The sequence below is a fragment of the Fibrobacter sp. UWB15 genome, from assembly GCF_900177705.1.
Lineage (GTDB): Bacteria > Fibrobacterota > Fibrobacteria > Fibrobacterales > Fibrobacteraceae > Fibrobacter.
In genome coordinates, this window is record NZ_FXBA01000001.1 from 804,677 (window position 1) to 820,556 (window position 15,880).

The 15,880-nt window shown below is 49.6% G+C and carries 13 protein-coding genes; 4 read left to right on the top strand and 9 right to left on the bottom strand.

The features are described from left to right. The first annotated feature begins 16 nt into the window (after positions 1 to 16). Complete coding sequence (locus tag B9Y58_RS03285) at positions 17 to 1,099, top strand: hypothetical protein (protein WP_073054181.1); 1,083 nt, start codon at positions 17 to 19, stop codon at positions 1,097 to 1,099. After that, on the top strand, positions 1,092 to 1,529 hold the full coding sequence (locus tag B9Y58_RS03290; RefSeq protein ID WP_073054183.1) for a type II toxin-antitoxin system VapC family toxin: 438 nt from the start codon (positions 1,092 to 1,094) through the stop codon (positions 1,527 to 1,529). Before B9Y58_RS03285 ends, B9Y58_RS03290 begins: the two co-directional genes overlap by 8 nt. A gap of 63 nt (positions 1,530 to 1,592) precedes the next feature. Here B9Y58_RS03290 and B9Y58_RS03295 read toward each other — a convergent pair whose 3' ends face one another. The 5 genes from B9Y58_RS03295 to B9Y58_RS03315 all read right to left on the bottom strand — a co-directional run bounded on the left by B9Y58_RS03295 (position 1,593) and on the right by B9Y58_RS03315 (position 9,245). After that, complete coding sequence (locus B9Y58_RS03295) at positions 1,593 to 2,021, bottom strand: YraN family protein (RefSeq protein ID WP_073054185.1); 429 nt, start codon at positions 2,019 to 2,021, stop codon at positions 1,593 to 1,595. Between the two features lie 61 nt (positions 2,022 to 2,082). Then, positions 2,083 to 3,585: a serine/threonine-protein kinase gene (locus tag B9Y58_RS03300; RefSeq protein ID WP_073054187.1), complete on the bottom strand. Its 1,503-nt coding sequence runs from the start codon at positions 3,583 to 3,585 to the stop codon at positions 2,083 to 2,085. Beyond that, on the bottom strand, positions 3,582 to 5,672 hold the full coding sequence (locus B9Y58_RS03305) for an ATP-binding cassette domain-containing protein (protein ID WP_073054189.1): 2,091 nt from the start codon (positions 5,670 to 5,672) through the stop codon (positions 3,582 to 3,584). Before B9Y58_RS03305 ends, B9Y58_RS03300 begins: the two co-directional genes overlap by 4 nt. 38 nt (positions 5,673 to 5,710) lie before the next feature. Continuing rightward, on the bottom strand, positions 5,711 to 6,904 hold the full coding sequence (locus tag B9Y58_RS03310; RefSeq protein ID WP_073054191.1) for a pyridoxal phosphate-dependent aminotransferase: 1,194 nt from the start codon (positions 6,902 to 6,904) through the stop codon (positions 5,711 to 5,713). After that, complete coding sequence (locus B9Y58_RS03315; protein ID WP_158278308.1) at positions 6,876 to 9,245, bottom strand: MMPL family transporter; 2,370 nt, start codon at positions 9,243 to 9,245, stop codon at positions 6,876 to 6,878. The genes B9Y58_RS03310 and B9Y58_RS03315 overlap by 29 nt, the downstream gene beginning before the upstream one ends. 106 nt (positions 9,246 to 9,351) lie before the next feature. Here B9Y58_RS03315 and B9Y58_RS03320 point away from each other — a divergent pair, with 106 nt between their 5' ends. Both B9Y58_RS03320 and purB read left to right on the top strand, forming a co-directional pair. After that, positions 9,352 to 10,818: a BamA/TamA family outer membrane protein gene (locus tag B9Y58_RS03320; RefSeq protein ID WP_073054195.1), complete on the top strand. Its 1,467-nt coding sequence runs from the start codon at positions 9,352 to 9,354 to the stop codon at positions 10,816 to 10,818. A 44-nt stretch (positions 10,819 to 10,862) separates the two neighbouring features. Then, a complete protein-coding gene (gene purB / locus B9Y58_RS03325; RefSeq protein WP_073054197.1) occupies positions 10,863 to 12,305 on the top strand; it encodes an adenylosuccinate lyase in 1,443 nt (480 codons plus the stop codon). An 88-nt stretch (positions 12,306 to 12,393) separates the two neighbouring features. Here purB and B9Y58_RS03330 read toward each other — a convergent pair whose 3' ends face one another. The 4 genes from B9Y58_RS03330 to B9Y58_RS03345 all read right to left on the bottom strand — a co-directional run bounded on the left by B9Y58_RS03330 (position 12,394) and on the right by B9Y58_RS03345 (position 15,815). Beyond that, complete coding sequence (locus tag B9Y58_RS03330; protein WP_233247822.1) at positions 12,394 to 12,882, bottom strand: phosphatidylglycerophosphatase A family protein; 489 nt, start codon at positions 12,880 to 12,882, stop codon at positions 12,394 to 12,396. A gap of 87 nt (positions 12,883 to 12,969) precedes the next feature. Further along, positions 12,970 to 13,176, bottom strand: coding sequence for a hypothetical protein (locus tag B9Y58_RS03335; RefSeq protein ID WP_073054201.1), 207 nt, complete (start codon positions 13,174 to 13,176; stop codon positions 12,970 to 12,972). A 169-nt stretch (positions 13,177 to 13,345) separates the two neighbouring features. Further along, positions 13,346 to 15,070: a GGDEF domain-containing phosphodiesterase gene (locus B9Y58_RS03340; protein ID WP_158278309.1), complete on the bottom strand. Its 1,725-nt coding sequence runs from the start codon at positions 15,068 to 15,070 to the stop codon at positions 13,346 to 13,348. Between the two features lie 145 nt (positions 15,071 to 15,215). Further along, positions 15,216 to 15,815, bottom strand: coding sequence for a TIGR01440 family protein (locus B9Y58_RS03345; protein WP_073054745.1), 600 nt, complete (start codon positions 15,813 to 15,815; stop codon positions 15,216 to 15,218). Positions 15,816 to 15,880 lie beyond the last annotated feature (65 nt).

Below are 15,880 nucleotides of genomic sequence, written 5' to 3' on the forward strand. Positions count from 1 at the left end.
ACAAAGAGGTTTTGTTTTGAAGAAAATCCATTTTTTTGCGTTTTTAGTATCTGTCTGTTGCTCGCTTTCGTTTGCTCAGGAAACTTTAACAGTTTATAAGAAAACCGCAACCGGTATCGATGAAAATACTCCCGCTGGTTCACTTGTATTCACTGACCAGATCAGGGAACTTCCGCCTCCCATGGATTCTGTAAAAAAAGTCATGGTCGTTAGGGATACGATTCAAATTACAGACCGCAAGGGTAATGTCAAAAAAGACAAAAAAGGACGCCCCAAAATCAAGGTGAAAAAGCGTCGCGTTACGATTTGGGAAAAGGTTGAACCCAAGGAACCGCCCCGCTTTGTTCCTATCCAGTGCAAGCTGGGTGAAGTTTGGGTCAAGCGCGCCGACCTTGCCCGGTTCCAACAGGCATCCATGGACTTGAGCGGTGAATATGCATCTTCTACCGGTAGCGTGTTCCTCAAGAAGTCTCCGACGAACCCCCGCTATTTTTCGTTTGTCATTCAGAACGGTCCCTTTGGCAATCGTGCAGAACTTGAAGCGAGCAACCTGGAACTTCGCGAAGCCAATGGCCATGCCCGCTTGACTTATTCCGAAGAGGGTTGTACCGTGGATATTGCCGTGGCAGACCGCAAGGTGAGGGTCGCTCAGCGTGGATGTAACGAATACAATTCCGGCAAGTACAAGTTGGAAGGCGAATACAGCAACTACAAGGGAAACCGCCGCGTCGTAGAAACGTTCAACATGCCCGAACAAAGCTTCAAGTACAAGAAGTACCTATGGTGCGGAAGTGGCTTCGACAGCTGCGAAAAAGTCAAGGACGACAATGGCGTGGTAACCATTACTTGGAGTAAGGGTGGTAACGGATTCATCGAACGTGCCGCAGGTGACGATGTTCATACTTACCGTCCGTTCGAACATGTGATTCCGCACAAGCGCGACTTCTTCAACGGCGAAAAGCCCATTGCCATCAAGACCAAGCGTACCGACATGGCGGGCGAGTGGATGATTTGGTACTTCTACCCGGAGGCGGAGCGCTTCAAGATGGTTCGCGCCGGCATGCGCGAAGATATCGCCTACATGGAAATCTATGAATAAGGCGCTTGAAAGGTCGAGAGTCCTCTTTTTGGATACAGGCGCCGTGGTGCGCTTGCTGCAGATGCACCCGGACTATTATCCGGTCGTATCATCGGTTCTTGATTTCGCCTACGAAAATAACTTGACCGTTTTGATATCGAACGTTACTTTGTTTGAAATTTCGAAGAAGGCTTTTGCCGCAGGCGAAGGTTTGTTGTCGCGCCAGTACCGCGAATTCTTTGAACATTCCCGCAATGTCAAGGCATGCGAAGTCACGGGCGAGATTGCCGTGAAAGCGGCCGAATTTGCCGGAACCCACAAGCTGAAAAACGAAGAATCCCTGCGTCTTGCGACTGCTTACGTTTGCGGTGCAGACTGCATATTGACCGACTGCGTGGCCTTCCGCGACATGACCGACATTCCCGTCGTGCTCCTCGACGAAGTAGAGTGATGGGTAATGTGTGGTGTGTAATGTGGAATGAGTAATTAATCATTTCACACTTCACATTTGTCATTATACTTGTGGTATCACCTGGTTGCTATCAAAGGCGTTTTTGTAATGCGCGAACTGCAGGGGCTTTTGGTAGACTCTTGCGCTCAGCACGTCAAAGCGGCAGGGCGTGTCAAAGCCTAAAGGCGCATGCTCTTTTTGCGTGACTATAAAATGACAGGCGGTCTTCCAGATTTTCTTTTGCTTTAGGGCGTTCACGCGGGCGGCGGGATTCCCTTGCTGGTTGTTCCACACGGACTTGACTTCCACAAACACAAGCGTTTCTCTGTCGCGGGCAACAATGTCTAGCTCTCCGCCCATGTAGGCGTAATTGCGGGCTAGAATCTGGTAGCCCTCGCGGCTTAGATAGGCCGAAGCGAGTGTTTCTATGTAGTTGCCCTTGGGCCGATTGGATGCTTTGTCGACTTTATTTACAGGTACATTTTTCAACATAGAGCTCCTTTTCTAAAAGTGTCTCTATGTATATACGCCGATTTTTGAAAAAGTGGTGATTTTAGGGCAGTTCCATACCCAGCAGGCGAATTTCCGAAATAGCAAAATCTTCATTTTCGGCTTCGTAGACGTCGTCAAGGTAAACCTTGAGTTCGCTGGTTTCCATAGCTTGAATATTCGGGTATTGCATGCCACGGATGTTTTCAAGTTTGACCTTCTGTTTAAATCCGTCCTTGGTTTCGAGCGTAATCGTCTTTGGCTTCTTGAAGATACGGAAACGGTCGCCGAAGGCATCGTCTACGGACTTCTGGTAACCAATCGCGATACCGAAATGCGTCACGATGGCGTTACCGTCGAAGTAGAGCGTGAGTACCGGATTCTGCGGCTTTTGCGGCATCGTGTAGAGCCATGCCGTCTTAAGGTCGTTGTCGTTCAAGTTCTTGAGCGGGTAGCCACCGGAAATGTCGATTTCCAACTGCTTCGTTTCAAAATTTCCGAGAGCGTCGTTCCATTCCAGTTCGCGCAAGGTACTTTCGGGCTTGTGCGTCAGCATCAGCAAAATTAGGAGCATGATGATGAGCGGGAAAATGAAGATGGCAAGAGCCGTGAGCTTTTTTTGGAGCATGCGGGCGCGCGGCGTAATGATGTTTGCCATTTCGGCGATCGATGCCGTGCGGCGGCGGAGCGGCGTGTGGCCCATGGTGGGGCGCTGAACCGTCTTTTCGGTAGGGAACACTTGGTCGCAGGCGTCCAAAAATTCTTGCATGTCATGGAAACGTTCGTTCAGCTTTTTCTTTAAGCACTTGAGGATCAACTTCGAAAGACCGGGGGGCATGTCCTTGCGGAAAAGTTCCGGTGCAGGCGGCTGTTCCTGAACGTGCTTCAGGGCGATTTCTACCGGGCGATTGCCTTCGAAGGGGAGGCGGCCGCAGGTCATTTCGAAAAGGATCACGCCCATGCTGTAAATGTCAGACTGAATGGTCACGTTGTCGCCGTGGCACTGTTCAGGGCTCATGTATTCGGGGGTACCCATGGTCATGCCCGTGCGCGTGAGTCTGTCCTTTTCCATTTCCTGGATGTAGGAAATGCCGAAGTCCATGATGTAGACTCGGTTGTCGCGGGTAAGCATGATGTTCGAGGGTTTTACGTCGCGATGAACGATGCCCTTGCTATGAGCGTAAAGAAGTCCGCGAGCAATCTGGCGGATAATGACTTCGATCGCTTCGAACGAAAGCTGTTCCTTCTTGTGCAGAATGTCGGCAAGGTTAATGCCTTCCACATAAGTCATGGCAATAAAGAGCTGGTTCTTTTCTTGACCGAAGTCGAATACGTGAACGATATTCTGGTGGTCCAGTTCCTTCATTGCCTGCGCTTCCATATAGAAACGCTTGATCGCTTCTTCATCGGAAGATGCGTCCAAAATCTTGAATGCGACTTCGCGTCCGAGCCTTTTGTCTAGGGCTTTGTAAACATTTCCCATGCCCCCCTTACCGAGGGTGCCAATGAGGTCGTAGTTTTCGTTAAAAGGACGCGGAAATACTTCAGACTTTTGCGGGGCGATCATTTTGCTTTCTTAGACCAGTTTAGTTTTATTGCAACCACAATATAAAAACATAATGTGATGCCGAGGGCAAGGATTGTGTTTTCGATAGCGTCTTTGCGCTCTAGGAGCAGGTTTAAAAGGCTTGCCTGGTTGTAGCGGGACCAAATAATGGTCGAAAGAATGCGCCCGATAGCTTGCATTTGGTCCAAGGGCACCAGGGCTCCGGCCAAGGCGACCTGCGGAATAATCAAAAGCGGGAGCATGGCGTTTGCTTGCCCGGCGTTTTTAGAAAGCGAGCTTACGGCAAGGCCTACGGCAACAGGCGGCAGAACCATCAGCAAAATCACGGCCAAAAGCGGTAGGGGAGAGGGCCAGATATGCGTACGGAATCCGACAAAGGCAAAAACGATAAAGGTCTGGATGAAGGCGACCGCTGTGGGGAGAATCGCTTTGGCCAAAATGGTCGGAAGAATCGGGACTCCCTTGCGGAATTCTGCCTGCAAGATTTCTTTTTCCTGTACGATTTCCCGGATCGAGAGTGAAAGCGAAAGCCAGTTCGCCGAGAGTATGATTGCAAACGCGACAATCCAAAGCGATGTGGCGTCCGAGAATATTTGCGAGAACAGGAATCCGATAATGAGCGGCTGCAAGAGAAGCGTGAGGAATTTGCCTTTGTCCCGGAACCATTGCCTTGCGGTGATTGCAATCTTGTACAGGAAAACGGAGGACAGTTTGGTCTTCGGGAAAAAACTGGGGACCAACGCTTCGAGAGCCGAGGTGCTTCTTACGGGACCGACACGGTTCTGTAGAATGGTTTGCCAGTTAGAAGCCGTGTCGTCGTTCAAGTTCGTGAGAATCGTTTCAGGATCTTCGCTGTCAAAATAGCGGTAAGCTTCTTTGGGGGTGCCATAGAAAGCCTGCTTGCCTTGGTGAAGCACAAGAACCTTGTCGGCGATTTCAAGCGCTTCGTAGCTGTGCGTAGTCAAGATAATTGTGTGCCCGAGAAAGGCGAGCTGCTTCAAGTGCGTGCAAAGAATCTTGGAGTTGTAAGGATCGAGGCCAGAAAGCGGTTCGTCGAGAACAATCAGGCCCGGATTTCCCATGAGTTCTTTAGCAAGGGCGACTCGGCGGCATTCGCCGCCGCTGAGCGTGCGAATGGGGTTGTCGAGTCTAGCGCTCAGCCCGAAAAGTTCGCTGAACTTTTCGAGTCGCCCGTTCGCATTCCGCTTGAAATCGATCTTAGACATTCCGACTCGGGCTCCGTCCAAGAGTGTTTCTTTAACGGTCAAGTCGCGGCGCAGTTCTGGATCTTGCTCCAAAAAGGCGATATGCTTGCGGATTTCTTCGTTGCGGTAATCGAGATTTCCGATGCTTACAAAGGAATCGTTACCGCTTTTATGCTTGCCCTGCAGCAAGCGCAAAAGAGTTGACTTGCCTTGACCCGAACGCCCGATAATGGCGAGGATTTCTCCAGCACGGAGCTTAAAGTCAATCCCATTGAGTAATTGCTTTTTACCTGCAAAGACATCCAAATTCTCGACTTCAACGTCAAAGCCGAGCGGCAAGTTCTTGCAGGTGAGTTCACCTTGCGCAAAACTCATAGTGCAGCCTGGCAGGCGAATCATTCTGCCTTCTTCAAGCTGGAGCAGACGGGTAGATTTCCCTTGGGTGTTGACAATCTTGTCTTTAAAGCTGATCTCTGCTTTTCCGGTATGGAGTCTTGCGCTAGTGCCTTCAGGAATATCCATGTGCAGGCTGTCAAGCGTCTCCCAATTGCCATTCAGGCTTTTGGTTTGCACCAGGTCGCGCTCGACCGATTCCATCAGCAAAAGTTGCAAGTGCCCGCGCTTGAGGGTGGCGCGGAGTTGCAAGGGACCTATGAGAATGGTGTCGCCATCTTCTAGGACTGCCGTCTCGACATCGTTGCCGTTCACCTGGGTTACGCTGTTTTGCGTGAGGTTCTTTAGGTTCCAATGCTTGTCTTCGAATTCCAGCACCGCATGGTAGCGCGAAACCATCGGGTTGTCCAGCACCAGAGAGTTATCTGGCTTGCGACCGATGGTAAACGGCTCGCCAATCTGCGGAGTGATGATTCTAAAAGACTGCATGAATCAGTAGACAGTAGGAAGTAGACAGTTAGAAGAGGTTAGCGAAGGTCTTTAAGGCCCTTGATAAATCGGTCACAAGCCTTCTGCAATGTTTCGTCGCTTGCGGCATAAGAGAATCGCACGCAGCTGTCGTCACCGAAGGCGGCACCCGGCACAATCGCGAGTCCTTGCGATTGTAACAGGTATTCGCAAAGTTCGATGGAACCGCCTATTACCTTGCCTTCGGGCGTTTTCTTGCCGAAGAAACTCTTGACGGGCGCGAACAGGTAGAATGCCCCTTCGGGAGCGCGGCAAGGTTCCGGCAACACTTCGGCGGTGCGCTTGAGCATGTAGTCGCGACGCTTGCGGAAGGCCGCCTGCATGGCGTGAACATTGCTCTTGTCCATCTGCAAGGCACCGAGGGCGGCATACTGCGCCACATTGCTCGGGTGGTGCGTGGCTTGTCCCTGAATCTTGCCGATAATCTTTGCGATTTCTGCAGGAGCGGCGTCGTAACCGATACGCCATCCGGTCATGCAGTGCGACTTGGAAAATCCGTTAATCACGATGGTGCGCTCGGCCATACCGGGGAGGGCTGCTGCAGAGCAGAATTCGTTGTCGTAGGTGAAGTATTCGTACACTTCGTCCGAAATGCAGTAAATGTCGCTTTCGACAATCACTTTCGAGAGAGCCTCGAGTTCAGCCTTGCTGTAGACTGCACCCGTCGGGTTGCAGGGGTTGTTCAAGAGGATCGCCTTGGTCTTGGCGGTAATGGCTGCTTTCAAGGCTTCGGGTTTGATTTTGAAACCATCTTCAATCCTGGTGTTTACAATCACCGGCTTTCCGCCAAGCCACTTTACCAGTTCCGGGTAAGTCACCCAGTACGGGGCCGGAATAATCACCTCGTCGCCTTCGTTCACGAGCGCTGCAAGGGAATTGAACACAGCGTGCTTGGCGCCGCTGGTCATAATGATCTGTTCGGGCTTGTAATCGAGACCATTTTCGACTTTGAGCTTTTCTGCGACGGCCTTGCGTACATCGAGAATGCCTACGGGAGCGGTGTAGCGGGTCTTGCCTTCGCGAATGGCCTTGCAGGCGGCATCTTGAATCGGAGTCGGAGTCGGAAAATCGGGCTCGCCGGCGCCGAGGCTTACGACGTCCTTGCCGTCGGCAATCATCTGTTTTGCCAAGGTGTCGATGGCGACGGTTAAAGAAGCGGCGATATTAAGAGTTCTTGTGGATAAGTCTTTCATGTCTGAGTTTAGCCTTTTTCAAAATGCGGTAGGCATCCAAGGTGCTTGCTACCAAGGGGTAAATGGTAAAATGCGAAATAAAGATGCAAATAAGTCCGAGTGCTGCAATGAGGCCCATGCCGTTAATTCCCGGGTGCGACGAGAACAGCATGGCGATTGCCCCGATGAATGACGCACCCTGCGCAATCATGACCGAAATCAACTTTGTCTGCAGAACGCTCCAAGCGTTTCCATTCTGTTTTTCGTAGTACGAAGACCAAAGTTGCAAGGAACCGTCAACACTGGCGCCAATCAGCAAAACAAAAGCGATGGAACTGTAAGCCGAAATCTGGATGTCGAAAATATGTACCAAGATGGTCACCCAGCTCATGGCAAATAGCGACGGCAATAAGGTAAAGAAGGCTCGACTTAGCTTGTTATAGAACATCAGGAGAATAATCCAAAGTAGCACCGTTCCCAAGAGAATGGACTTGTTGATGTTTCCGAGAATGGTGTCCAAAAGCGAGGCTCTCAAAATCGGAGTGCCGCAAATTTTGAATGTCTTGTCGTGGATTCCGTCAAGTTGCTGTAGCTGCTTGGCGATATGACGGCAGGTGAGTCCGTTGTTCGGATCGGAGCTCGGGATAATGAATGCGAATACGCCCGGATTGTCCCTTTTGTCTGCGAATTTACGACGAATGTTTTCGGACAATACGAAATCTTTGATGTCGTTTTCGTAGTTGTCGAACATTTCGACAATGGCGGCGCTGTCCTTGGGGTTGAGCCTTGCCAGAACATCGTCCGAAATCAGTTTTCTTAGGGTCTCGATTTTATGTTTCTTTTCGATGCTGATTTTAGGCAAGAACTGGTATTGTGTATAAATCTTGCCCAAATCCTTGAGTCTGCCTTTCTTTTGCAAATGCTCGAAGTTTTCGACTAGGTCGTCGTTGTAAGACGAATCGGGGAGCATGACGATAATGGGGTCGTAGGTAGAAAAGCCCGTTTCCGCAATCAAGGCTTTGGCCTCGCGTTCCTCGGTCTGCAATTCTGTCTTCTTGAAATCGTAAAGGAAGGAAAGGTTCTTGCCGCTGTAAAGCCAGGCTGCGGCGCTCACGACGCTGATTGTTACAATGATAATCCAGTTTGTCTTGAAAGAGAATAGACGCCTGCGTTGGGTAGGCGTAATGCTTTCGAATTGTATCTGGAAGGGCTTCTTGCGCTGTAAAAGCAACAAGAGCGAGGCTGTCAATAGCGGACAGACCATCAGGTTGAGTACGCTTCCGATGGCACCGAGAATTCCGAATTCGCGAAGTCCGGGCAGGGGAACTAGAATAAAGGCGCTGAAGAGGCTCGCCATAACGAGCGAAGAGGCGGCAACCACAGGACCAATTCCAAGCAGGGCGCTTTCGATACAGAGGGCTGGACTCAGTTTCTTTTCGCGTTCATGGAAGTATCTGGTGTAGACGTGCGTTAGAACCTGGCATGCATGCCCAGGAAGCAAAAGCCCTAGCGAAAGCGTAAACAAGTTGATTCGCCCGAACAGTATGTAGGCTAAGGCGAGCGTGAATACTGTCGGAAGAGCGAGCGGAACCGCCGAAATGAAAATCAACTGGGGCTGGCGATAAAAGTTGATGATTAGCAGGACGAGGATAATGAGTGCTGCCATGCCGCCGGCAAATTTGGCTTCGGGGAGGAGCGCCTTTCCGACTTTAATGGAATCGTAGACTTTGCCGGTGTAGTAGACGTGGATTCCATTTCCGTTTTCTTCGACAAAACGCTCCACTTTCTTCAGCAGTTCTCTGTTAGCTTGCAAGTCCGAAACGGAGGTGGCGGGGTAGATGTCGATAACTCGAATGGAACCTTGCTGGTTGGAAAAATCCTGTTGAAGGCTTTTAAAGTATTTGGCTTCGATTTGCGAAATGATTTCGATGGAGTCGCGAGTGACAGGCTTTTCTTGCTCTGTCTCGGATAAGTCTACCAGTAGCGGATTGTGTTTTTTGATTTGTTCATCTTTGATTTTGTCCAGCTTTTCGATGACTTGGTCCAAGTCGTTCTCGCTGGCGTATAGCAGCCTGTTTTTCTTGAAGAATTCCAGATCCGTGTAGTATTCGGTGTAATGGACTGCAGGATCGTTCTCTAAATGACGGGCGAGTTTTTGTGCAAAAGTATAGTTGGCGGCACTATCCTTGGATTGTATGACTACAATCAGGCTGCCTAGTCCACCGAAAGCTTTCTCGATAGTCTGGTAGTCCGCTTGGACTTCATGACCTTTAAGAGTGTCTTGCAGCTGGATTTCCCAACGTAGGTTTTCGATAGGATAAATGCACAACAAGGTAATCGTAAGAAACAGCCCGATCATCATTTTGGGATAGTGGGCTATCTTTCGAATTAATTTGGCAAAAGCCGAAAACATATAAATAATATAACTATTATATTCCTTGTTCGAATTAAAAAACTAAATTAGGGGTATGGTAAAAAGGGAGTCGCGATGTCTCTTTGTTTGGGTGCTAGCCGCGCTATGGTTCTTTGGCGCGGTTTCGCTGTATGCAGAAGATGAATCGCCTTCGAATTCTACCGAACAAACGTCAGAAAAATCGGCCATGTCGTGGCCGCTCGAATATATAATCCAGCCTTTCTTGAACGGCTTGATTTACCCGTTGGCAAAGCCCGTGGACTACGCCATCAAGAACGGTATTATTGAAAAGTCTGTCGAGTTGATTTCTTTTGGCGAAGACTACAAGATCATGATTTACCCGAGCTTCAATTTCAAGCCGGGTTCGCGAACCATGGTGGGGGCGAATTATAGACACCGTAGCGTATTTCTCGAGAAAGATTATCTGGTCATGCAGGGGGAATACTACGCCAATGGTGATGTGGGCTTGACAGCCCGCTATGTAAAGCATTCCTTGTTTGGAACCAGTTTGTTTGGCGGCTTTAGGTACGATATCGATCTGGATCGCGATAAACGGTTCAATATCCCTGAAACCAAGGAAAGTTACTTGCAGCCTGATTCCAGCTACCAGTTTACCTGGCGTTTGGGCGCTCCTATTACCAAAACAGCTAATTGGAATGCAGAGCTTTGGGCGTCCCTGTATTTCAGCCGCGCCAGTCACCCCGACATTCAAGATTCGGTGCTGATAAGCGATGACTATAAAATTGAAGACCGTGGCTTGTACCAGAATGTAACCCAAGTGCCGGTTGGCCTTTCTCTGGTGTACGACAATCTTGATTTGCCTTATGCTCCTTCACGTGGCAGCCGCGTGGTCTTGAATGGTACCTATACCTTTGTGGGCAAGTATTCTGGGGTGCGCTACGATGATTTAGGCATTTCCATCGAGGATGGACAAGACGAAGTTATCAAGGATGGTGGAAAGAAACATGATTTCTATACCACCGAATTCATTTTCCAGCATTATTTCTTATTGGGTTCTTCGCACCAATATGTACTTTCGGCAAAGGAAGCTCGTGAAAACCGTCGGTTCTATACGGATTTTTCATGGGAAGAAGCGGTGCGTGTTTGGCGACCCGAAAATATGCGTAACACCCTTTTTGAACGCAGGGTGATTGCCATGCAGTATCGATTGGTTTCCATTTGGGAGCTTGAGGAGGGGGGCGCTCCACATGATGCTTTTATCAACTTGAATTCTAAGGCACCTTTGCGCGGTTATGATGACAAGTGGGTTACTCATAACCTGATGTCTTTTAGCGTGGAATACCGCTGGCCGGTGGACCGCTTGGTAGACGGCGTGATTTTTGACGAATATGCCTTGATCGCACCCAAAATCGACAAGTGGAGCTTGGACCATTATTACAATTCGTGGGGTTTTGGTATCCGTGTACGTCAGCCGGATCTTTATCTTTTCCGCTTGCAGTTCGGTTTCCATGGCCTGCATGGCGTGAACCTTATCATGACCATCGCCCCCGAATTCAAGTAATTTTCTACATTTATCCTTGCAAAAATTAAAACCAAGGATAAATCATGCGTGATCAATTCGAAAGCCCGCTCATCAAGCGCTATGCTTCCAAAGAAATGAGTTTCATCTTCAGCCCGCAGTACAAGTTCCAGACTTGGCGCAAGCTGTGGATTTACCTCGCCGAATCCGAAATGGAACTCGGCCTCCCCATTACGCAGGAGCAGGTGGACGAACTGAAGGCCCACGAAAAGGACATCAACTTTGAAGTCGCCGAAGAAGAAGAAAAGCGCCGCCGTCACGACGTGATGAGCCACGTTTACGCTTACGGCGTCCAGTGCCCCAAAGCCAAGGGCATCATCCACCTGGGTGCAACGTCTGCCTTTGTGGGCGACAACACCGACCTTATCCAGATGCAGCAGGCCATGATTCTCGTGCGCAAGCGTCTTTGCCGCGTGATGGACAAGCTTTCTAAGTTTGCGATGGAATACAAGGATATGGCCCAGCTCGGTGCCACGCACTTCCAGGCCGCTCAGCTCACGACCGTGGGTAAGCGCGCCTGCCTCTGGCTCCAGGACATGCTCATCGACCTCGAAGAACTCAACTTCCTCATCGAAGTGCTTCCGTTCCGCGGCGTGAAGGGCACCACCGGTACGCAGGCGAGCTTTATGGACCTGTTCAACGGCGACGAAGAAAAGATTATGGAACTGGACCGCCGCGTGACCGCCAAGGCGGGCTTCAAGCGCGTGCTCACCATCACCGGCCAGACTTACACCCGTAAGTGGGACAACCGCGTGAACCAGGTGCTCAGCTCCATCGCTCAGAGTTTGCACAAGTTTGCCACCGACATGCGCCTCATGCAGGGTGTGAAGGAAGTGGAAGAACCGTTCGAAAAGACACAGATCGGTTCCAGCGCCATGGCTTACAAGCGTAACCCGATGAGGAGCGAACGCATTTGCTCCCTCGCTCGTTTCGTGATGGCCCAGGTGAACAGCACCGCCTTCACGCAGGCAACCCAGTGGTTCGAACGTACGCTTGACGACAGCGCCAACAAGCGCCTCGCCATTCCGGAAGCGTTCCTCGCCATGGATGCCATGCTCATCATCGCCGAGAACGTCACCAACGGCCTCGTGGTTTACCCGAAGGTTATCGAAAAGCGCATCATGGCGGAACTCCCGTTCATGGCTACCGAAAACATCATCATGGAAGGCGTCAAGAACGGCGGCGACCGCCAGGAACTCCACGAAGAAATCCGCGTGATGTCCATGGAAGCGGGCAAGGTCGTCAAGGAACAGGGCAAGGACAACGACTTGCTCGAACGCGTGCTGAAGAACGAAAAGTTCCAGAAGCTCGGCATCACCGAAGCGAAGCTCAAGGAAATCCTCGACCTCCGCAAGTTCGTGGGGCGCGCTCCGGGACAGGTTGTCAAATTCGTGACCGAAGAAGTTCGCCCGGCGATTGAAGCTGTTCCGGAATGGAGCAATATTGATGCGGGTGAATTAAAGGTTTAGCACTAAGCCAAATTACTCGTTTGCGATAGTTCAATAGTTTCGCAATTTTTCAAAAAACGCTTTAGACAAATTCTAAAGCGTTTTTTGTTTAAAACATTTCGATGCATGCAATCGCAATGCTTAGGGGAAACATGAGTATTCCCGCATAGATTCCGCCTAGCAAGTCGTCTGCCATGACGCCCCATGCTCCGGGAAATTTTTCGAATCGGTGAATGCCAAGGGGCTTAAGAATGTCGAAAAAGCGGAAGAGGGCGAACCCGACGAGAAGCGTAATGGGACTGTCCTGTATGATGTAAGGGTTCACCAGAGCAAAAGTCATGAAGATTCCGCAGACTTCGTCAATCACAATCCAGCCGGGGTCTTCAGTGCCGGTGTCTTTCATCGCCTTGTTTACGAAGGGGATTGCCCCGAAAAAGACGATGATGGCGGCGATTAAAAATAAGGGGTTGAATCGAATGTCGCCAAAAAGCTTTACCGCTAAAATTGCCATGGGATAGGCAACAATCGCAGCGGCGAGGCTTCCCATGGTGCCGGGAGCCTTGGGTGACATTCCCGAACCGAAGAAGGTGGTTACCATTACAGACAAGAAATCGGTGCCCCGCCACTCGTGGGGCACTTGTTTTTTGCCATATTTTTCTTTAAGTTCCTCGCGGTTCACGAGTACTTAGTTGTCCTCATATTCGGAACTGCCCCAGCCGTCGAGGTCGCCCGCTGCACGGCCAAGAGTTGCACCGCCGAGGATTTCGTCAATGCCCTTGTCTTCGGAATCGTCGTCCTCTTCTTCGAAGATGGATGCTTCTTCCATTTCGAGGTCGTCGTTCGGAATGATCGGATCGTCATCCAGCGCGTTCTTGCTCTTCTTTCCAGCCATATTTTCTCCTTGGTGAAGGCGTTTTCGTATTCTTTACCGCTATATTATAAAATTTTTTGTAAAAAAGGAGATTTTTTTCAAAAAAAGTGAAAAATATTGCATATTTTGGGGGCGAAAATGAAAAAGTCCCCCGTTTTGGGAGACTTTTGTCGTTAAAAACCTCAAAAAGTCACTTTTTTTCGTGGGCAGAAATGTTTTTCGCCATGAACGCGTAAACGGCTTTTGTGCCCATACGCGACAAAAAGCGGACCTTTGTATTGACCACGGAATTGTTCAATATCAGGTTATATTCAACGGTTTCGTTATATCCTTCGGAGTATACGAGTCGCTTGTAACAATCTAGAGCGCTCTCGGGAGTGAGTAAACTGAGCACTTCATTGATGTCGTTTGCACCAAAGGATCTGATTTCCTGGTAGAACGCCTTGTTGGCAAATATCGTGCGGTAAACTCGGTTTTCGCCTTCGATAAGTGCAATGGGAATTTCGTTTGTGACATCCATGCGCTTTCTTGTGAGCGGAGAGTTATCCAGGAAATTGATTCTGCCCATGTCGTCATAGTAGCGACGTTCTGCAGGCGTTTCGTTTGTTTCAAAACCGCACAGCTCTGCCCGTTTATTGTGGAAGTCGTCAATGGGCATGGGTTTGGCAAAATAGTAACCTTGAATCAGCTCGCAACCTATTCTCTTCAGGTATTCGTACTGGTCTTCGGTTTCGACACCCTCGGCCAGAGTGTGAATGCCGAGCTTTTTCGCCAAGTCAACGATAGAGGCGATAATCACCTTGGACTTCGGGGTCTTGTCGAAGTTCCTGAGGAAGTTCATGTCTATCTTGAGGAAGTCGAAATCGTAAGTTTGCAGGTTATTGAAAGAACTGTATCCCGAACCGAAGTCGTCAATCCAGACTTGGTAGCCGTCCTCTCTAAAACAGTGGATTATATCTCCAAGGCTCTCCTGATCCGACGCGAAAGCGCTTTCGGTGACTTCCAATACAATGTATTCCTTGGGAACATTATATTTGGCGACGGCGTTATCAACGACTTTCTTGATATCGCTCAGTTCAAAGTCGAGTCTCGAAAGGTTGACCGAAATGGGTTGGTAGGCGTATCCGCCATCGATGTCGTTGCGAAGGTCCTTGCAAACCTGGTCTATAATGTAGGCATCCAGTTTGTGAATCAGGTGGACCTTTTCAAGAACTTCGATAAAGATGAGGGGTGAAATCATGCCCCGATTGGGATCGATCCATCGGGCAAGGGCCTCGTAGCCGCAGACTTTCTTGTTCAGTGTTCGATAAATCGGTTGGTAATACACTTTGAAATATCCCTTTTCGAAGGCTTCGTCAAAATGTTCCAACACATATTGTTTCTGTTCGTGCTTTTTGTTGAGTTCCTCGTCAAAGACGGCGTATTCCCTGTTAAAAATGCCATGGACTTCTCGACAGGCGAGGGAGGCTCGGTCCATCATGACAATTGGTTGTTGTGGGGTGCCGTCGGCGATATAGATGCCCGCCTTGATTTGGTTGCGGAGACTTTTTTCGTAACTCGTCATCGCTTTGTTCAAAAGCTTGATTCGTAGGGCGATTTCTTCGACAGAGAGATTGAGACTGATGACCACCAGGTGGTCAGCCCCTGCACGTAAGACGGTTTCTCCTTCAAAAAGTCTTTTGAGCTCATCTCGGAACTTGCAGAGGTATTCGTTTCCGCCTTGATAAGAGAATCTTTGGTTAATAGTCTTGAAATTCATCACGTTAAAGAACGTGATGGTCGATCTTTCAAGAGGGTAAAAGTTGGGGTCTTTCTGGGTTTGGGCAAAGAACCATGCCACAAAATTCAGGCCGGTAATCGGGTCATCTTTTTCGAAAATCGATGTGCTTGGACTAGCTCCAATGGGCCGCATCATATTCGTTTCATTTTGCTCCACGATCATTTTCTCCTGTATTCTTATGTTCAATTTAACTAAAGAAAACAGGAAAAGGGACTTTCCCTTGAAAAAAGTCCCTATTTATTACAATTTTCTTACTCCAATTTGGAATATTCGTATTTTTTTAGAATTTCGGATAGCCGTCCTTGAGGCTTTCGTCGTAGTGGGCGCGTTCTCCGCCGATAAACTTCGGGCGCGTGCGTGCCGCAATCAGGATTGCCTTGCCGACATGCGTCTGCTGCATGTGTACAGGAACCGCGACTTCTTTCAAATGCATGCCGATGAGCGTTCCGCCGATATCGAGGCCTGCGTCGGCCTTGATATGCTCGATGGCGACCGGATGCTCGAATGCGCTGTAGCAGGCGGTGGCAAAAGAGCCCCCGGCCTTGGGTTGCGGAACCACGTTCACGATTTCGGCATTGAGCACGGCCGCGTGCTCGACGATGATGGCCCGGTTTAGGTGCTCGCAGCACTGCGCCGCGATGTAGATGCCGAGCGGCTTGAATACGGAGGAGAGTCCTTCAAAAATCGCCTTGCCGACTTCGGGCACGGAGTGGCTCCCGATGTCGTTACCCAGTGTGGAGCTGGTGCTGCAACCGATAACTACAATCTGGCCCGCCGTGAGGTGAGCTTTTTCCACAAGTTCCTTCGCGGCGTTTATCGCGTCGTTACGAATCTGTTCAACAATTGCTTTGTCGTCTATTTCGTATGTAATGCCTGCCATATTGTACCTCTTCAAATTGAAAGCTTGCAAAGGTATTTTCCTTATAAAATAATAGCTTTTTCTGC